Source organism: Saccharopolyspora rectivirgula DSM 43747 (assembly GCF_000497205.1).
Lineage (GTDB): Bacteria > Actinomycetota > Actinomycetes > Mycobacteriales > Pseudonocardiaceae > Saccharopolyspora > Saccharopolyspora rectivirgula.
This window is the reverse complement of the sequence record NZ_AYJW01000002.1, coordinates 1-18233: the sequence shown is the minus strand read 5'-3', so window position 1 is coordinate 18233 and position 18233 is coordinate 1. Positions and strand designations below refer to the sequence as shown.

At 70.0% G+C, this 18233-nt stretch carries 18 protein-coding genes and 1 pseudogene; 17 read left to right on the top strand and 2 right to left on the bottom strand.

Annotated features, from left to right (window positions below):
- The first annotated feature begins 52 nt into the window (after window positions 1-52).
- The 10 genes from murD to SREC43747_RS0100805 all read left to right on the top strand — a co-directional run bounded on the left by murD (window position 53) and on the right by SREC43747_RS0100805 (window position 10777).
- Window positions 53-1459: a UDP-N-acetylmuramoyl-L-alanine--D-glutamate ligase gene (murD, locus tag SREC43747_RS0100850; protein ID WP_029719259.1), complete on the top strand. Its 1407-nt coding sequence runs from the start codon at window positions 53-55 to the stop codon at window positions 1457-1459.
- Window positions 1460-1464: 5 nt separating this feature from the next.
- Entirely contained in the window at window positions 1465-2883 is a 1419-nt protein-coding gene (gene ftsW, locus SREC43747_RS0100845; RefSeq protein ID WP_029719258.1) for a putative lipid II flippase FtsW, read from the top strand.
- A gap of 74 nt (window positions 2884-2957) precedes the next feature.
- Window positions 2958-4061: an undecaprenyldiphospho-muramoylpentapeptide beta-N-acetylglucosaminyltransferase gene (gene murG, locus SREC43747_RS0100840; RefSeq protein ID WP_029719257.1), complete on the top strand. Its 1104-nt coding sequence runs from the start codon at window positions 2958-2960 to the stop codon at window positions 4059-4061.
- Entirely contained in the window at window positions 4058-5518 is a 1461-nt protein-coding gene (gene murC / locus SREC43747_RS0100835) for a UDP-N-acetylmuramate--L-alanine ligase (RefSeq protein WP_029719256.1), read from the top strand. The genes murG and murC overlap by 4 nt, the downstream gene beginning before the upstream one ends.
- Window positions 5518-6261 carry a cell division protein FtsQ/DivIB gene (locus SREC43747_RS0100830; protein WP_152528276.1) on the top strand — a complete coding sequence of 248 codons (744 nt, stop codon included), beginning with the start codon at window positions 5518-5520 and terminating at the stop codon, window positions 6259-6261. The genes murC and SREC43747_RS0100830 overlap by 1 nt, the downstream gene beginning before the upstream one ends.
- Before the next feature lie 172 nt (window positions 6262-6433).
- Window positions 6434-6883 carry a hypothetical protein gene (locus tag SREC43747_RS21500; RefSeq protein WP_029719254.1) on the top strand — a complete coding sequence of 150 codons (450 nt, stop codon included), beginning with the start codon at window positions 6434-6436 and terminating at the stop codon, window positions 6881-6883.
- Window positions 6880-7425, top strand: a complete 546-nt coding sequence (locus tag SREC43747_RS0100820) for a DUF3558 domain-containing protein (RefSeq protein WP_081722354.1) — start codon at window positions 6880-6882, stop codon at window positions 7423-7425. Before SREC43747_RS21500 ends, SREC43747_RS0100820 begins: the two co-directional genes overlap by 4 nt.
- Window positions 7426-7465: 40 nt before the next feature.
- Window positions 7466-9019, top strand: coding sequence for a PPE domain-containing protein (locus SREC43747_RS0100815; RefSeq protein ID WP_029719252.1), 1554 nt, complete (start codon window positions 7466-7468; stop codon window positions 9017-9019).
- Window positions 9020-9054: 35 nt separating this feature from the next.
- Window positions 9055-9873, top strand: coding sequence for an ESX secretion-associated protein EspG (locus SREC43747_RS0100810; RefSeq protein WP_029719251.1), 819 nt, complete (start codon window positions 9055-9057; stop codon window positions 9871-9873).
- A gap of 172 nt (window positions 9874-10045) precedes the next feature.
- The gene (locus SREC43747_RS0100805; RefSeq protein ID WP_029719250.1) at window positions 10046-10777 is read left to right on the top strand and encodes a D-Ala-D-Ala carboxypeptidase family metallohydrolase; all 732 of its coding nucleotides are present in this window, start codon (window positions 10046-10048) and stop codon (window positions 10775-10777) included.
- A 121-nt stretch (window positions 10778-10898) separates the two neighbouring features.
- On the opposite strand, the gene SREC43747_RS19490 is transcribed toward SREC43747_RS0100805, so the two are convergent.
- Together SREC43747_RS19490 and SREC43747_RS0100795 are read right to left on the bottom strand one after the other, a co-directional pair.
- The gene (locus tag SREC43747_RS19490) at window positions 10899-11696 is read right to left on the bottom strand and encodes a hypothetical protein (protein WP_152528275.1); all 798 of its coding nucleotides are present in this window, start codon (window positions 11694-11696) and stop codon (window positions 10899-10901) included.
- Window positions 11697-11756: 60 nt separating this feature from the next.
- Entirely contained in the window at window positions 11757-12674 is a 918-nt protein-coding gene (locus SREC43747_RS0100795) for an SDR family oxidoreductase (RefSeq protein ID WP_029719249.1), read from the bottom strand.
- 472 nt (window positions 12675-13146) lie between these two features.
- On the opposite strand from SREC43747_RS0100795, the gene ftsZ reads away from it, so the two are divergent.
- From ftsZ to SREC43747_RS21495, 7 genes and pseudogenes are all read left to right on the top strand, one after another.
- Window positions 13147-14586 (top strand): cell division protein FtsZ, encoded by a 1440-nt coding sequence (gene ftsZ, locus SREC43747_RS0100790; protein ID WP_029719248.1) that lies wholly within the window; start codon window positions 13147-13149, stop codon window positions 14584-14586.
- A gap of 110 nt (window positions 14587-14696) precedes the next feature.
- A complete protein-coding gene (pgeF, locus tag SREC43747_RS0100785) occupies window positions 14697-15410 on the top strand; it encodes a peptidoglycan editing factor PgeF (RefSeq protein WP_029719247.1) in 714 nt (237 codons plus the stop codon).
- Window positions 15411-15412: 2 nt separating this feature from the next.
- Entirely contained in the window at window positions 15413-16144 is a 732-nt protein-coding gene (locus SREC43747_RS0100780) for a YggS family pyridoxal phosphate-dependent enzyme (RefSeq protein ID WP_029719246.1), read from the top strand.
- A 71-nt stretch (window positions 16145-16215) separates the two neighbouring features.
- Window positions 16216-16827: a cell division protein SepF gene (locus SREC43747_RS0100775; protein ID WP_029719245.1), complete on the top strand. Its 612-nt coding sequence runs from the start codon at window positions 16216-16218 to the stop codon at window positions 16825-16827.
- Window positions 16828-16846: 19 nt separating this feature from the next.
- Window positions 16847-17131: a YggT family protein gene (locus SREC43747_RS0100770; RefSeq protein WP_029719244.1), complete on the top strand. Its 285-nt coding sequence runs from the start codon at window positions 16847-16849 to the stop codon at window positions 17129-17131.
- Between the two features lie 46 nt (window positions 17132-17177).
- Complete coding sequence (gene wag31 / locus SREC43747_RS0100765; protein WP_029719243.1) at window positions 17178-17996, top strand: DivIVA-like cell division protein Wag31; 819 nt, start codon at window positions 17178-17180, stop codon at window positions 17994-17996.
- Window positions 17997-18041: 45 nt separating this feature from the next.
- Window positions 18042-18230 (top strand): annotated as a pseudogene (locus tag SREC43747_RS21495) (ABC transporter ATP-binding protein); the annotation flags it as partial.
- Window positions 18231-18233: the final 3 nt, after the last annotated feature.

Genomic DNA, 18233 nt, shown 5'->3' with positions numbered 1-18233 from the left:
GTTCGGGGACGGGTCTTCGGCCCGTCCCCGGGAGATTCAGGGAGGAGCCGCGGTGGCTAGTCGTTTCGATGGCCGCAACGTGCTGGTGGCGGGGGCCGGGGTGTCCGGCCGGTCGGCCGCGCAGGCACTGCTGGGTGCAGGAGCGGCCGTCACCGTGACCGACGCCTCCGCCGACCGCCTGGCAGCACTGGCGTCCTTGCAGGCGCACGGGGCCGAACTGGTCCCCGGGTTGGACGAGCCCCCGGCGGGCACCGACCTGGTGGTGACCAGCCCGGGGTGGAAACCGGAGGCCCCGCTGCTGGCGGCGGCCACCGAAGCCGGTCTGGAAGTGGTCGGCGAAGTCGAGCTCGCCTGGCGGCTGAACCAGGAGCAGGACACGCCGGCCGACTGGATCGCGGTCACCGGCACCAACGGCAAGACCACCACCGTCGGAATGCTCGAAGCCATCTTGCAGGCCGCCGAGCTGGACGCGGTGGCCTGCGGCAACGTCGGCCTGCCGGTGGTGGACGCGGTCCGGGCCGGGCACCGGGTGCTGGCGGTGGAGCTGTCCAGCTTCCAGCTGCACTGGTCCTCCTCGCTGGCGCCGGTCTCCGGGGCGGTGCTCAACCTCGCCGCCGACCACCTGGACTGGCACGGCTCGATGGAGGCGTACGGGGCCGCCAAGGCGAAGATCTTCACCGGCAACCGGGTGGCGGTCAGCAACGCCGACGACTCCTGGTCCTCCCGCCTGGCAGCCGGTTCCGGGGCCGCGGAACAGGTCTCGTTCACCCTGTCCGAACCGGAGCGGGGACAGCTGGGCGTCCGCGATGGACACCTGGTGGACCGGGCCTTCGCGGACGACGCGGTGCTCCTCCCGGTCTCCGAGGTGCACCCGCCGGGGCCGCACAACCTGGCCAACGCGTTGGCCGCCGCAGCGCTGGCCCGGGGGTACGGGGTGGCTCCGGAAGCGGTCGCCGCGGGCCTGCGGGCGTTCCAACCCGGGGCGCACCGCTCGGTGCAGGTCGCCGAAGCCGGCGGCGTGTCCTACGTGGATGACTCGAAGGCGACCAACCCGCACGCGGCCGACGCGGCCCTGCGCGCCCACCAGAAGGTGGTGTGGATCGCCGGCGGGCTGCTCAAAGGCGCCGATGTGGACGATCTGGTGGCCCGCAACGCCCAACGGCTGCAGGCCGTGGTGCTGATCGGCCGCGACCGCGCGCAGTTCTCCGCCGCACTGTCCCGACACGCGCCGGAAGTGCCGGTGCACGAGGTCGATTCGGGGGACGATGCGGGCATGCTCGAAGCCGTTCGGCTGGCCCAGCGCCACGCCCAGCCCGGGTCGGTCGTGCTGCTGGCGCCGGCAGCCGCCTCGATGGACATGTTCCGCGACTACGCCCACCGCGGGCAGGCGTTCGCCGAGGCGGTGCGCACCGTGCTGACCGGCCCGGTTCCGGAGTCCTCCCCGTCGTCCACGGGGTGAGCGCGATGGCCACGGCGACCAAGAGGGGATCCGGGCGGTCCGGCAAGCGCCGCGGCCGCTCCGGCGCGCTGTCCGCGCTGACCGCCTGGTTGACCCGGCCGCTGGCCTCCTTCCACCTGCTGCTGGCCGTTTTCGGGCTGCTGACGGTCTTCGGCCTGGTGATGGTGCTCTCGGCGTCCAGCGTCGACTCCTTCACCAAGGCCGGCTCGTCCTACAGCGTCTTCGGCAAGCAGGTGCTGTACTGCTTGGCGGGGCTGGTCGGCTTCTACGCCGCGCTGCGCATCCCGGTGCGGTTGCTGCGCCGGTTCAGCCTGGTGCTGCTGGTCTTCTGCCTGGCGCTGCTGGTCCTGGTGCTCACGCCGCTGGGCACCGAGTTGAACGGGGCGCGCAGCTGGTTCGTGGTGGCCGGGGTGTCGATCCAGCCGGTGGAGTTCGCCAAGGTGGCGTTCGCCCTGTGGGGCGCGCACGTGCTGGTCACCAAGCGCGCGCTGCTGGGGCAGTACCGGCATCTGCTGGTTCCGGTGGTGCCGGCGGCCATGCTGATGTTCACCCTGGTCATGCTGCAGCCCGACCTGGGGTCGACGATCACCCTGTTCCTGGTGCTGATCGGGCTGCTGTGGTTCGCCGGCGCCCCCCTGCGCCTGTTCGCGATAATGCTGCTCGGCGGGATCACCGGTGCGGTGGTGCTGGCGATGGTCGCCGACTACCGGGTGGCCCGGCTCACCGCGTTCCTGGATCCGGCCGCGGACCCCACCGGGCACGGCTACCAGTCGATGCAGGCCCTGTTCGCCTTGGCGGACGGCGGGCTGATGGGCCGCGGCCTGGGGCAGGGCTGGTCGAAGTGGCAGTACCTGCCGAACGTGCACAACGACTTCATCTTCGCCGTGATCGGGGAGGAGCTCGGGTTCGTCGGCTGCGTGGTGGTGCTGATCCTGTTCGGGCTCACCGGCTACGTGGGCATGCGGATCGCGTCCCGCAACACCGACCCGTTCATCCGGCTGGCTTCGGCGACGCTGACGACCTGGTTGGTGGGGCAGGCCATAATCAACATGGGTTATGTGGTGGGCTTGCTGCCGACCACAGGTCTTCCGCTTCCGCTGATTTCCTCGGGCGGGTCCTCAGTGGTCACCAGCATGCTGGTGTTCGGCCTGCTGGCGAACTTCGCCCGGCATGAGCCGGAGGCGATCGCCGCGCTACGGTCGTTGGGACCAGGTCGAGTCGGTAAGCTGCTGCGGTTGCCCACTCCGGCGCCGTACCGGCCACCGGCCAGGCGCCGCCCGGCCCGCACGGCCACCCCACCAAGCCGGCCCCGGGCCAAGACTTCCGGGACGGCAGCGACCCGCCGGGGAAGCGGACACGCCCGCAAGCGCGTTCCGCGCGGGAGCCCCGGCCCCCGGATGCAGACACGAGGAGGACACCGTTGAGCGGGGACGAGCAGACGGTCCGGATCAACACCGGCACGGGTGGCAGCTTCGCGCACGCGAACCGGGGCGCCGGTGTGCCGCCCAATGCTGCTCAACGCACCCTGTCGGTGGTCGTGGCCGGAGGTGGCACGGCCGGGCACATCGAGCCGGCGCTGGCGCTGGCGGACGCGGTGCGGCGGATCCGCCCGGACGCCCGGGTGACCGCGCTGGGCACCGAGCGCGGCCTGGAGAACCGGCTGGTTCCGGCCCGCGGCTATCCGCTCGAGCTGATCCCGCCGGTGCCGCTGCCCCGCAAGCCCACCCCCGAGCTGCTGCGCTTGCCGCTGAAGGTGCGCGACGCGGTCAAGAAGACCCGGGACGTGCTGGACCGGGTCCAGGCCGATGTGGTGGTCGGGTTCGGCGGCTACGTCTCCCTGCCGGCGTACCTGGCGGCGCGGGGGAAGGTGCCGATCGTGGTGCACGAGGCCAACGCCCGCGCCGGACTGGCGAACAAGGTCGGCGCCAAGTTCGCCGAGCGGGTCCTGGCGGCCACCCCGGACAGCGGCCTGCCGAACGCGCAGACGATCGGCATCCCGCTGCGGGAGTCGATCACCCGCCTGGACCGGTACTCCTTACGAGCCAAGGCGCGCGCGCACTTCGGGCTGCACCCCCACGCGCCGACCATCCTGGTCTTCGGCGGTTCGCAGGGGGCGCGCACGTTGAACACGGCGTTCTCCGGGGCGGCGGAGGCCCTCGGCCGCGCGGGCATCGGGGTGCTGCACGCCCACGGCCCGAAGAACTCCCTCGCGGTGCAGCAGGTGACGGGGGCGCCGGCCTACGTGACGGTGCCGTACCTGGAGCAGATGGACTTGGCCTACGCGGCGGCGGACCTGGTGGTGTGCCGCGCGGGCGCGATGACGGTGGCGGAGGTGTCGGCGGTCGGGCTGCCGGCGGTGTTCGTGCCGCTACCGCACGGCAACGGCGAGCAGGCGTTGAACGCCCAGCCGGTGGTGTCGGCCGGTGGTGCCCGGCTGATTTCGGACGAGGAGATGACTTCCCAGCGCGTGGTCGACGAAATCCTCCCCTTGGCTCGTGATCCGCAGCGGCTGCGGGAGATGAGCCGCGCCACGCTCAACAGCGGTCACCGGGAGGCCGACCAGGTGCTGGCGCGAATAGTGCTGGAGGTAGCCGGCAAATGACCGATCCGACCGCTTCGGATCTTGCCGAGACGCTGGACCGGGTGCACCTGGTCGGCATCGGCGGTGCGGGGATGAGCGGGATCGCCAGGATCCTGCTCGCCCGCGGCAAGCAGGTGTCCGGTTCGGACGCGCGGGATTCCCGCACCGTGATGGCGTTGCGCGCGCAGGGCGCGCGGATCGGTGTCGGCCACCGGGCGGAAAACCTCGACCAGTTCGCCCAACCGCTGAGCGCGCTCGTGGTGTCCACCGCGATCAAACCGGACAACCCCGAGCTCGTCGCGGCCGAGCAGCGGGGGATCCCGGTGCTGCGCCGGGCCGAGGCGCTGGCGGCGCTGATGGCCGGGCACCGGGTGGCGTGCGTGGCGGGCACGCACGGCAAGACGTCGACGACGTCGATGCTGACGGTGGCGCTGCAGCACTGCCGGCTCGACCCGTCGTTCGCCATCGGCGGGGACCTCAACGACTCCGGCGCCAACGCCCACCACGGCAGCGGCGAGGTCTTCGTCGCCGAGGCGGACGAGAGCGACGGCTCGTTCCTGTGCTTCGAGCCCTCGGTGGCGGTGGTGACCAACGTCGAGCCGGACCACCTGGACCACCACGGCACGGCCGAGGCCTACACCCGGGTGTTCGAGGAGTTCGTGCGGCGCATCGAACCGGGCGGGGTGCTGATCGCCTGCGCGGACGACCCGGGCGCCGCGGAGCTGGCGGACCGGGCCGAGAAGGCGGGCGTCCGGGTGCGCCGCTACGGCAAGTCGGTGACCGGTCCCGGCGCGGCCCGGCTGGTCGGCTACCGGTTGGAGAACGGCGCCGGGGTGGTGACCGTGGAGCTGGCCGGGGCGGAGACCGCCGAGCGGGAGCGCATCGACGTGCGGGTCTCGGTGCCGGGCGAGCACATGGCCGGCAACGCGGTGGCCGCGCTGGTGGCCGGACTGGAGTTGGGGGCCCCGTTGGAGGGGTTGCTGGACGGCCTGGCCGCTTTCGGCGGTGTCCGGCGGCGCTTCGAGTTCAAGGGCCTGACCAGGGGCGTGCGGGTCTACGACGACTACGCGCACCACCCCACGGAGGTGGAGGCCCAGCTGCGGGCGGCCCGCCCGGTGGCGGGCAACGGCCGGCTGGTGGTGGTGTTCCAGCCGCACCTGTACTCCCGCACCGCCGCGTTCGCCACCGAGTTCGCCACCGCGTTGGGGCTGGCCGACGAGGTCGTGGTGCTGGACGTCTACGGGGCCCGGGAGGACCCGCAGCCGGGTGTGACGGGTCAGTTGATCTCGGACGCGGTGCCGCTGGCGCCGGAGCGGGTGCACTACGAACCGTCGTTCACCGAAGTTCCGTCGCTGGTCGCCCGACTGGTCGAATCGGGTGACTTGGTGCTGACGATGGGGGCCGGTGATGTGACGATGCTCGGCCCGGAGATCATCAGCGAGATCGAGCGGCTGTCGGCGGGTCCTGCGGAGGCGTGATGGCGACGCGCCGTCGTGGCCCCGCCCGCCCCGGCAAGCGCAGCACGCGGGGACGGCCGGTGCGGGCTGGTGGGCAGTCGGGCCTGCGGTGGCGGCGGATCGGTTTGCTGCTGGTGCTGACCGCGTTCACGGCGTTCGCGGTGGCGGCGTACTTCACCCCGGTGCTGGGGGTGAAGACGGTCCAGGTGGTCGGCAGCACCACTGTGGACGACCAGCAGGTGCGCGCGGTGGCCGGGATCGAACCGGGAACCCCGATGTTGCGGGTGGACGCCGCGCAGGTGAGCGATCGGGTGAAGGCGTTGCCGAAGATCGCTTCGGTGACGGTGACCCGCTCCTGGCCTTCCACCGTGCGCATCCAGGTCGTCGAACGGGAAGCGGTCGCGTTCTTCGTGGCGCGCAACGGCGTTCAGCTGGTCGATGCCGAGGGCGTGCCGTTCGAGCAGGTTTCGCGGAAGCCGGAGGAGCTGCCGGAGCTGAAGGTGCGCGCGGTTTCCGAAGTCGATCCGGCGACCGACGCGGCGCTCACCGCGCTGATGGCGCTGTCCGGGGAGCTGCGCGCCCAGGTGGCGGTGGTTTCGGCGGAGAAGCCCACCGATGTGCGGATGGTGCTGCGGGACGGTCGGGAAGTGCACTGGGGGGACAATCGGGAGGCGGAGCGGAAGGCGGCCATCCTGCCGCCGCTGCTGACCCGTCCCGGCAAGGTCTACGACGTGACCGCGCCGTCGTTGCCGACCGTGGCCTGACCGAGCTGGTGGGCCGCGCGGCGGTGCGCCGTGGTGAGTTCGGGCGCTGCCGTGGGGGCCGTTCGGCGGAAAATCGTCGTTTCCGGGGTTTTTGCCCCAAAATCGTGTGATCTCCGTCCCGTTTTTGGCTATTTTCCTGCTAAGACTGGTGATCCCGGCAGGAGGGGACGGGATGACGCAGAGCTTTTCGGGAGATCTGGGGGCTGTGGCGGCCGGCGCCGCGATAGCGGGGTTCGGGCGCTCCGTGGCCGGGCTGCAGGCGCTTCGGAAGCAGACCGACGAGTTCGAGAAAGGCCTCTCGGAGGGCCGGTTCACGGTCAATCCGGAGGCCGCTCACAAGGCCGCGCGAGCGTACGAGGACGCCGCATCGCAGGTGAGCTCGCTGTCGCGGAAAGTCATGCGCCTCAACCGGGTTGACGGGCTGGGGGAGTACAACTCGGCGCGCGTGCTGGCGGCCAAGTTCGGCCAGAAGGCCGACGGCGCCAACGGGGCGGCCGACCTGCTGTCGCAGCTGAAGGACGAACTGCTCAGGAAAGCCGAGTTGCTCAAGGTCGCGGCCAGGGACTACGCCACGACCAACAGCGAGATCAGCGAGGAATTCAAGAGGAGCGTTCAGCAATGAGAAGAGGCGCGCAGCCGTTGTTCTTCGGTGCTCTGGTGGCGGCGCTGGCCGTTTCCGGTTGCGGCAGCGGTTCCGACACCAGCGCTGCCCCCGACGGTGACCAACCCTCGAGCGCCGAACAACAGGAACAAGGGCTGCGCGACGTCGACCCGTGCCAGCTGTTGACCCCGGAAGAAGCGGCCGAGTTCGGTTTCTCCGGAGAGGGCTACGACGAGACGCTCGTCGACACCGAACCCGCCTGCGGATTCGACGGTGGACCGTTCGGGGCCACTTTCACCGTGAGCCGGGAGAACACGGTGGAGACGTACGGCCAGGGGGACAACTGGGCGCGGTTCGACCGCATCGAGATCGACGGTCGCGCCGCTGCGCGGGCCGTGGACGAGAGCGCGAGCAGCAGCGGTGATTTCTGCACCGTGATGTTCGACGCCGGGGGTGGTGCCATCACCATCGACGTCTCGGAGTTCCGGAATCCCGAGAACGTCGATCCTTGCGACTTCGCTCAGCAGATCGCCGAGGTGATCGCGCCGCGAATGCCGAGATGAGCCGGGCGGACTGAGGAAACGGGCTGGGGGACAAGTAAAAATGGGATTCACGGACTTCATGGGCAAAGTCGGTGGAGCCATCGGCGACGCGGTCGACGCGGTCGGTGACGCCGTCGGTGACGCGGTCGACGCGGTCGGCGATGCTGCTGGTGCCGTGGTCGACGCGGTCGGCGACATCGCCAGCGACGTGTTCACCTCCCTCGGCGACGTGGTGGGCGCGCTCCTCCCGGGCGGGTCGGTGTCGCCGGGAATGATCGCGATGCCGCCCAGGCGCAGCCCGCTGCCCCCGGGGTTGGAATACGACCCGCCGTCCATCACCCAGCCGGAGAACTGGCAGGCCTACAGCCACCAGGAGATCTACAGCATCAACCAGCGTTCCCTGGACGAAGGGAAAACCGCCGCGGTGGCTGACGGCTGGCGGGAGATCGCCGAATCGTTGCGGGAGGTCGGTGAAACCCTCCAGCGGGACGCCACCTCCGCCATCGAGGGCGGTTGGGAAGGCGAAGCCGCCGACCGGGCCAGCGATTCCGTGCGTCCCGTCGTCGAATGGACCCAGCTCACCTCCGAGGCGTTCGACGTGATCGGCTCCAGGCTGCAGGAAGCCGGTGAGGCAGCTGGTCAGGCGAAGGAAGCCGTTCCGGAGCCGGAAGGGCACAGCATCGGTCGGACGCTGACGGCCACCGTCCTGGGCGGGCCGATCGGCGCGGGAGTGGACGCGCTCCTCCAGATGCGCAACCGCCAGGAGGCGGAACGCGGCGCGCAGGACGCCATGGCAAGACTGCTGACCCCCGCCTACCTGGGCGTGGACCAGTCGGTGCCGACGCTGCCCGGGTTGGACGGTGGGCCGGCCTCGCCGCCGCGGGTCGATCCCGACGTGGTGATCGATCCGCCACCTCCCCCGGTCGGCATCGGGGGCCCGAGCCCGGCGCCGGCGACGCCGTTCCACGTCGACCCGGACGGTTCGGGCGACAGGAACGACCCGAGCGGCAAACCCACCCCCGCTCCGGACGACAAGGGCGGCACGAGCAAGAAACCCACCACTCCTCCGCCCAGCACCGATCCGTCCTGGGTGCCGGACCGCCCACCCGGTGGCGGTGTCGGGGTGCCCGCCCCTGCTGGCCCGGGTCCCGGCCCCGGGGGCAGGGAAGGAGCTCCCGGCGGCATGGTGCCACCGGGCGCGTGGGGTGCCGGTGGAGGCGCCGGTGCCGGTGCTGGTGGTGCCGGCGGTGCGGGTGTCGGCCGAGCCGGCGGTGCGGGTGTCGGCCGAGCCGGCGGTGCGGCCGCGGGGAGAGCCGGCGGATTCGGCGGTGGTGCCGGTGGCGCGGGAGCCGGTGCGCTGGGACCCGGTGGTCGAGCCGGGGTGGGCGCTCCCGGCGGTGCTGGGGGCGGAGCTGGTGGCGCGGCCGCCGGTGCCGGGGCGGCTTCCGCCACGGGCCGCGGCGGAATGATGGGCGCCGGGATGGGGGCCGGTGCGGCCCGCGGTGCCCAGGGCGGGGACGACCAGGAGCACGACCGTCCCAGCTGGCTCGAGGAGAACGACGACGTCTGGTTGGACGACATGCCGAAGACCGCACCACCTGTTTTCGGCGCTTGATCGGCACCCGGAGCATCGACCTGTTGGGAGGGAACGTGGCCATCGCAGGCCGCTGGCAGCTCCACCCGCTTCACCTGTACCTGGTGCGCGTGTACCTGGGGATCGGCGACCTGACCCTGCCGCTGGAAGGCCCGGCGTACGGTCGCACGCTGCGCCAGCTCGGTGAAATCGGAAAACGTGAAGCGCCGACGATGGAACGACTCGGAATCCTCGTCGACGACGAGGTCCACCCCGGGTTGAAGGCGGCGCTGGAAGTCCTCGCCAAGCCGTACCTGTGGATGGACTCGCTGTGGTTCCCGGTCTTGGGCGAGGAGGCGGCTTGGCGGGTGGTGGCCGCGCAGACCGACGGCGACCGGGTGGTGCTCGGTGTGCAGGGCCCGGGGGAGGACGACCGGTTCGGCGGCGTGCTCACCGTGGAGGTCCACGAGAAGACGCCGCTCCCGCAAGTGCTGCTGGCGACCTTCCCGGCGGCCCCGCCCGGCAGGCGGCCCACCGTGCGGGTTCCGGAGAGCTCGTTCCGCTCCGACGAGCAGCAGGACGAGCCGCCGGAGAGCTACCTGCAACAGGCGCAGCAGCCCAGGATGAGCAGCGGAGACCGGCAGCTGGCCGCCTACCGGGAACTCGCTGCCACCGCGCACGCGCGGGCGGGGCAGTTCGCGGCCAACCGGCGCGACCCCCACGGGCTGCTCAAGCGCTCATCTGTGGTGCGCTGGTTCGACAACCCCGCGCCCGACGGGCGCTACCTCGACTACGCCGAGCCGGGCAGCACGGGGGAAACGATGCACGTCGCGGAACCGGCGGACGCCCGCCGCGTCAGGTCCAAATTGGAAGAACTGCTCAATTCCGTGCGCTGATCGGCACCGGGTGGGGAGGGGGACGCTCCGCCGCGCGGCACCTCGCGTCCGGGCACCGGCGCGGTCGTGCGGCGCCACCGGCGCATCGCTGGCCAATTCCGGACAATCCCACCGCGCGGACCCGAGACCGGGCATGATCGGCTCCGCCACCCCTGTCCACGAAGGAGTGATCATGCTTCGCGTGCCGGTCAGGATCGTTTCTCTGCTGGTGTTGTCGTTGTTCGCCTTCACCGGGATCACCACCGCGGTCGCGCCGGAAGCCGCCGCCTACGAGTGGAGCCGGGAGCTCGAGGAAGGCGACACCGGGGAGGACGTGCGGGAGTTGCAGATCCGCATCGCCGGTTGGGCCGCCGACGGCGCCGAGCAGACCTACGTCGCGGTGGACGGCGTGTTCGGCCCGGGCACGAAAGCCGCTCTGCAGCGCTTCCAGAAGGCCTACGGGCTCTCGGTCACCGGTGTGGTCGACACGGCGACCCAGGAGGCGTTGAACGCGCTGGAAGACCCGGACGGCTCCACCGTTCACTTCGACTTCGCCGAGTTCGAGTCCAAGGACGGTTCCGGGTTCAGCGGCGGCAACGTCGACGCCGCCACGGTCAAGGAGAACGTGCGGCGGTTGATGTACAAACTGGAGGCGGTGCGCAAGAAGGCCGGTGACGCGCCGATCACCATCAACTCCGGTTTCCGCAGCAAGGCCCACAACGACAGCGTCGGGGGCGCCCCCAACAGCCAGCACACCTACGGCATCGCCGCCGACATCGTGATCAGCGGCCACAGCGTTTCCGAAACCATCGGCTACGCCCAGACCTCCGGTTTCTCCGGCATCATCCGCTACGACACCTTCACCCACGTGGACAGCCGGGTCGAGTACGACTACGGCGCCGGCAGCTGGTACTGGAACGTCTGAGCGGGAACCGGCCGCCACCCAACGGTCGGCCTTCGGGAACAGCAAGGGAACTTTTCCGCCGCATCAGGCAGGAAAGTTCCCTTGCTCGTTCACCAGCCGGATTTCCGGCGGGCGCCGGTGGTCAGCGGGGCTGGTCCGCCGGGGAGAACCGCCACTGGTGCAGCCGCCGGTTGATCACGTCGACCAGCAGGTTCGCGTCGTGCACCGGTAGCGAGTGCTCGTCCTCATCGGTGCGCAGCAGCACGGCCGGGCCGGGCTCGGCGGTGACTTCGGTCCCGTTCGGGAACACCAGCCACGGCTGGTGGGAATCCGCCAGGGAAGTCGGTTTCACCCCGCGCAGCCGGTGGAACGGGATGGTCAGCTCAGCGCCCCCGGTCCTGCCCGCTCTCGACCGCACGTCCCAGCTCACCTGATCCCGGTCGACGACCAGCCTCGCCGTCACCGGGCCGCTGGTGCGCAGCGGGAAGCGGAGCCGCAGCGCGGTCGACCCGAGCTCGGGAACCAACGGGTGGAGCACGACGCGCCGGGCTCGGTGGGCCAGCAGCGAACTGGCCGCCACGACCGCTGCGCCCGCGATGGCCGGCACAGCCCCCCGGGCTTGGCCGGTCAACAGCGACACCGGCAGCACACCGGCAACGAACTGCACCCCACCGGTGAGCAGGACCGCCCGAGGCCAGCGGCCCGGATCGCGAAGTCCACTCCGGACCAGCCAGAACAGGTGCGCGGCGGCGGGAAGGACCGCTGCGACGAGGACGATCCCGGCGACCGGCGCGTTCGGCGCGTCCAGCACCAGCAGTGCGATGCAGACGGCGGCCAGCAGCACCGTTCCCGTTTCGGCCGCGGCCAACTGGCGTTTCGCGCGCTGCCAGCGCGCGCGGGCGCCGGGCGCAGCGACTTCGGTTAACTGCGAAGTAGGCACACCAGGACATTGGCATGCCGCTCAGCGGCGGTTCAACGGACCCGGTTCGAGTTCGGGGCGCTACCGGTAGTCGTTCGGATCGCCCTCTCCGCCCGCCCACTCGACTTCCAGCGCGTACCGCCAGGAATCGGGTTGCGAACCGTCGATGTCGGTGAAGCCGTACTCCTTGGCCAGCTGTCCGCTGGACAGCGATCGGGTGTTCCAACGCGCCACGTCCGGGTCGGTGGCCAGCGCGACCACCGCGCGTCCGACGAAGGCCGGGGATTCGGAAACCGCGAAGCCCGGCAGGTCCTTGGCCGCATCCCGCCAGTTGTCCTCGGTGACCCCCAGTTCGTCGAGCATCATCTCCGAGCGCAACCACCCGGGGGTCAGCGACACCGCGGTGCAGCCGTGCGGCGCCAGTTCTTCGCCCTGCGCCCGGGCCATCCGGTGCGCGGCCACCTTCGCCAGGTCGAAGAAGGCGCCGCCCCAGCTGCGGTAGTACTTGCGGTTCACCTCAGCGGTGCCGTCGGTGAGCTCCACGACCAGCCCGCCCGGGCGGCGGATCAGCAGCGGCAGCGCGAAGTGGCTGGTGATCAGGTGCGCTTCGATCCCGGTTCGCAGCCGCTGCAACCCCTTCTGCAGGTCCGCCTCCCACAGCGGTTTCTTCCACTCCATCAGGTGTTCGCCGCCGAGGTCGTTGACCAGGACGTCCAGCCTGCCCTGTTCGGCATCGATGCGCTGCACCAGCTCCTGGACCTGCTCGGGAACGGTGTGGTCCACCTGCACCGCGATGCCCTCGCCGCCGGCTCGGGTGACGAGCTCGGCGGTCTCCTCGATGGTCTCCGGTCGACCGTAGTCCGAGGGCCGGGCGCGGGTGGTGCGCCCCGTGCCGTAGACGGTCGCGCCCGCGGTTCCCAGGGCGACGGCGATTCCTCGACCGGCTCCTCGGGTGGCGCCGGCGACCAGCGCGACCTTTCCTCGCAAAGATCTACTCATCCGTGTGGCCTCCCGCCTTTTACCAGGTCACATGGTCGCCGATGGGGCCACTCGGAGGGAGGACATCCAGCCAATTCGGGGATTTTCTGTCCTGGTGCCTCGAGCAGGTGAGCGCACCTCGGGGTACGGTGTCGTCGGTGATCACTTCGATGATCCACCGTTCAAGGGGAGGAAATCAGCTCGATGCGCCGACCGCGGACGCGTCCGAGCGAAGAACCGATCAAGGCGGAAGCGACGAGTTGCCTGGCGAAACGTACCTGCCACCGACTTCGGCGTGGCTGCTGGACTCAGGGGCGGTCCGCTGCCTACGGTCCGCAGCGGGAATGGGATCAGGCTCGGGGCGGTCCCGGCAGTCAGGGGGTCAACCAGTGTCTTTGCCCATACCCATGAATCCAATGGCAGCGACCGGCACAGCGACCGTCTTGGCGGTCGACGCAGAGAGTGCAGAGCCACGATCAGGAAGGCGGATCCGATGACGCCCCCGCACAACTATCTCGCGGTGATCAAGGTCGTCGGCATCGGAGGCGGCGGCGTCAATGCCGTGAACCGCATGATCGAGGTCGGGCTCAAGGGTGTCGAGTTCATCGCGATCAACACCGATGCGCAGGCCCTGCTGATGTCCGACGCCGACGTGAAGCTCGACATCGGCCGTGAGTTGACTCGCGGTCTCGGTGCCGGTGCGGCGCCGGAAGTCGGCCGCCAAGCCGCGGAGGACCACAAGGAAGAGATCGAAGAGGTCCTCAAGGGCGCTGACATGGTGTTCGTGACCGCCGGGGAAGGCGGTGGCACCGGAACCGGCGGTGCCCCGGTCGTCGCGTCGGTCGCGCGCAAACTCGGTGCACTGACCATCGGTGTAGTCACCCGGCCGTTCTCATTCGAGGGCAAGCGGCGCGCCCAGCAGGCGGAGGAGGGCATCAAGGCGTTGCGCGAGGAGTGCGACACCTTGATCGTCATTCCGAACGACCGGCTGCTGCAGCTCGGCGACATCGGCGTCAGCCTGATGGACGCCTTCCGCTCCGCTGACGAGGTGCTGCTGTCCGGTGTGCAGGGCATCACCGACCTGATCACGACACCTGGGTTGATCAACCTCGACTTCGCCGACGTCAAGAGCGTCATGTCCGGGGCGGGCAGCGCGCTGATGGGGATCGGCTCGGCGAGGGGGGAGAACCGCGCCGTCGAAGCTGCTCAGAAGGCGATCAACTCGCCGCTGCTGGAAGCTTCGATGGAGGGTGCGCACGGCGTGCTGCTGGCCATCGCCGGCGGGTCGGACCTCGGGTTGTTCGAGATCAACGAATCCGCTTCTTTGGTGCAGGAGGCAGCGCACCCCGAGGCCAACATCATCTTCGGTACGGTCATCGACGATTCGCTCGGTGACGAAGTCCGGGTCACGGTGATCGCGGCCGGTTTCGACTCGGGTGCTCCCACGCACAAGAAACTCGAGCCCACCAAGGTCGGCGGCAAGGACGACGAGGGGTCCTCCGAGCAGTCGAGCGAGGGGACCAAGCAGCAGGCGGCCTCGACGGAGCAGCGCACCGAGGAGACCGCTGGCAACCAGTCCGCGGCGGCGCAGTCGACGCAGCCCGCGCAGCAGCCGGCCCAGCCGCAGCAGTCGCAGTCGCAGCAGCCGGCTCAACCGGCCCAGGCGCAGCCGGGGAGCCAGCAGCAGCAAGCGCCTGCGGAAGCCCCGCAGCAGCCGACCCAGTCGCAGAGCAGTGCGCAACCGCGTTCCAACCTGTTCGGCGGGGACGGTGGCACCATGGGCGGTGTGTCGGTGCCGACGCGGTCCAGCGGCGGCTACCCCACTTACACCGGCATGTCCACCGGTCGGCCGGCGTCTGCCTCGGGGCGGGTGTTCCCGGCGGATGACGACTCGGACGACGACGTGGACATCCCGCCGTTCATGCGGCGCTGAAGGGCCACCGGGAACGCCGCACGAGCAGCGTGCGTGAGAATCGGCACCGGGACGTCTGTTCCGGTGCCGATTCGTGTGCGGTGCCGGGGCCCATTTCGGGAGGCTGACAAGTGCGGATTCGACGCGTGATCACCACGCGGGAGGGCGGCAGTTCCAAGCCGCCGTTCGACTCGTTCAACCTGGGCGGTCGGGTCGGTGACGATCCGGAGGCGGTCGCCGCCAACGTGCGCAAGCTCGCCGGCGGCATCGGCCTGGCCGAAGACCGTCTGGTGTGGATGGAGCAGATCCACGGCCGCACCGCGACGATCGTCCGCGGGCCGCAGCAGCAGCCGGTGGAGGCCACCGACGCGTTGGTGACCGCCGAACCCGGGCTCGCGCTGGTGGTGCTGACCGCGGACTGCGTGCCGGTGCTGCTGGGGGATCCGGAGTCCGGGGTGATCGCCGCGGTGCACGCCGGCCGGGTGGGAGCCCGGATCGGGGTGGTCGTCTCCGCGCTGAAGGCGATGCAGGAGGCCGGTGCCCGGGTGGACCGGGTCGAGGCGGTGCTCGGTCCGGCGGCCTGCGGGGCTTGCTACGAGGTGCCGCCGCACATGCAGGCCGATGTGGAGCAGCACCTGCCCGGCAGCGCCTGCAAGACGAGGAAGGGGACCACCGGGTTGGACCTGCGGGCGGGGCTGTGGGAGCAGCTGGCCGCCGCGGGCATTGCCCGGATCGGTGTCGATCCCCGCTGCACCATCGAGTCCCCGGAGCTGTTCAGCTATCGGCGGGACGGGGGCCGCACCGGCCGTTTCGCCAGTGTGATTTGGGTGGATCCGGAGGGGTGAGGGTGAGCGAAGAACGGCGTCAGGAGCTGGCCGATTCGCTGCGGAAGGTCCGGGAGCGGATCGACCGGGCCTGCCACGAGGCTGGTCGGAGTCCGGAGGAAGTCGAGCTGCTCGCGGTCACCAAGACGTTCCCGGCGACCGATGTGGCCTTGCTGTCCGACCTGGGGTTGACCGAGTTCGCCGAGAACCGCCACCAGGAGGCCCGGGGCAAGGTGGCGGAGTTCGCCGAGCTGCGGCCCCAGGCCGCGGTGCGCTGGCACATGGTGGGGCAGCTGCAGCGCAACAAGGCGCGGGCGGTGGCCCGGTGGGCCGACGTGGTCGAGTCGGTGGACAGCGACCGCCTCGTCGAGACCTTGGACCGGGCGGTGGGCAACGCCTTGGAGGCGGGGGAGCGGCAGCGCCCGATGGAGGTGCTGCTCCAAGTCAGCTTGGACGAGGCGGAGCACCGCGGGGGGTGCCGGCCGGACGACGTGCCCCGACTTGCGGATTTGATCGCGCAGAAGGTGAACGTCCAGTTGCGCGGCGTGATGGCGGTAGCCCCACTTGGGGGTGACCCGGATGTGGCATTTGACACACTTTTCCGGATATCCGAGCGATTACGGCGCGATCACCCGGACGCTGTTGATGTATCCGCGGGGATGAGCGGCGATCTCGAAAGTGCGATCATGCACGGGTCTACCCGGGTGCGTGTCGGAACTGCACTGCTCGGGAGCCGCCCGCTAACCTCGCCTTAGCCGGCGCTAGGGGGTCGCAGGTCGGCCGTCGGGTGTCCGGCACGCAGGAGTCGCACAGGAAGGGCATGCCGATGAGCGCTTTGCACAAGTTGAAGGCCTACTTCGGCATGGTCCCGGCCGACGAGGTCGACGAGTACGGCGAAGACGTCGATTACCGCGACCACTACGCGGACTCCGATTACGACGCCTCCGCGGAGAGCGGCAGGCGGCGCGGCGGTGTTCGTGGAAGCTACCAGCCGGAGACCGAAAGCGAGGCGGACGACTACACCGAGGAGTACCGGGAGTCCGCTCGCCCCCGCAGGCAGTGGCCGGCGACCTCGACGGCGCGCAGCGCGCCGGCCGGTGATTCGCAGCGGGATTCCGCGCGACTGCGTGCTGTCACCGACACCGGTACGCAGTTCAACTTGAGCAAGATCACAACGCTGCACCCGCGCACCTACAGCGAGGCTCGCACCATAGGTGAGCAATATCGCGATGGGACTCCGGTCATCATCAACTTGACCGAGATGGATGAAGCGGACGCGAAGCGCCTCGTGGACTTCGCCGCCGGGCTCGCCTTCGCGCTGCGCGGCTCGATCGACAAGATCACCAATCGAGTGTTCTTGCTCTCACCGCCGAATGTCGATGTAACAGCTGAAGGAAAACGGCGACTTTCCGAGGGCACCTTTTTCAACTACGGGTGAGTGGTGGCACAGTTGAGGCGTGAACTCGGCGCTGATCGTTGTGTTTTACCTACTCTTCTTCTTCTGGCTGCTGCTCACGGCCCGTATTGTGGTGGAGCTCGTCCGGGTGTTCGCCCGCGATTGGCGACCCACTGGGGGGGTTGCAATCGCGTTGGAGAGCATCTACACAGTGACCGACCCGCCGATCCGGTTGCTGCGTCGGATCATTCCGACCGTCCGGATCGGGGGTGTCGGACTGGACCTATCCATTATGGTGCTGCTGCTGGTCGTGTTCATACTGATGCGACTGGTTCAGCCCGGGTGACGGGGAACCCGGGTTCCCGCAGCCGAGGAGTGCGTGAGGTGATCTTGTGGGCCTGACTCCCGCCGACGTGCATAACGTGGCGTTCAGCAAACCTCCGATCGGGAAGCGGGGGTACAACGAGGACGAGGTGGACGCCTTCCTCGACCTCGTTGAAGCCGAGCTTGCCCGCCTGGTGGAGGAGAACCAAGACCTGCGCAACCAGGTGGAGCAGCTGGAGTCCCAGCTGCAGAGCACCCAGGTCGAGCTGGAGGAAGCCCGCAGCCAGGCGTCTGCTGCTCCGGCGGAAGAGCCGCGCCGCCTGACTCCGGTGCCGGCCCCGGCTCCTGCCGAGCAGACTTCCCCGGGTGGCGATCACCACGTGCAGGCGGCCAAGGTGCTCGGCTTGGCGCAGGAGATGGCCGACCGGCTCACCGGTGAGGCCAAGGCCGAGGCCGACACCATGCTGTCGGAGGCGCGCACCAAGTCCGAGCAGCTGCTGTCCGAGGCCCGTTCCAAGGCCGACAGCATGGTCAACGAGGCGCGCACGAGAGCCGAGACGATGCTCAACGACGCCCGCACCCGGGCGGAGACCCTCGAGCGGCAGGCTCGGGAGAAGGCGGCCAACCTGGAGCGCGACGCCCAGCGCAAGCACGCCGAGGTGATGGGCAACATCACGCAGGAGAAGAACGCGCTGGAGAAGAAGATCGAGACGCTTCGCACCTTCGAGCGCGAATACCGCACCCGGTTGCAGACCTACCTCGAGTCCCAGCTCCGCGAACTGCAGGACCGCGGCTCGGCTGCCCCGGCCGAGAGCAGTGGCAGCCGCTCGTCGTCGACGCAGCAGACCAGCTACAGCTTCGGGGCTCGAGCAGCTGAAGCCGGCTGAGTGCCCTGGCTCGCCGGTCGGCGGTGGCAGGTGGTGCCGCGCCTGTTGCCGCCGGCGCCACGGCCAGGGGAGCAGGTGTTGCAGGCGCTGCGCAGTTTCACCGGTGCTGTTGTGCTGGTGACGCACGATCCCGGGGCAGTTCAAGCACTCCAACCGGAGCGGGGCATTTTGCTGCCTGATGGGACTGAAGACCACTGGTCTGACGATTACCTGGAGTTGGTGCAGCTGGCATAAACA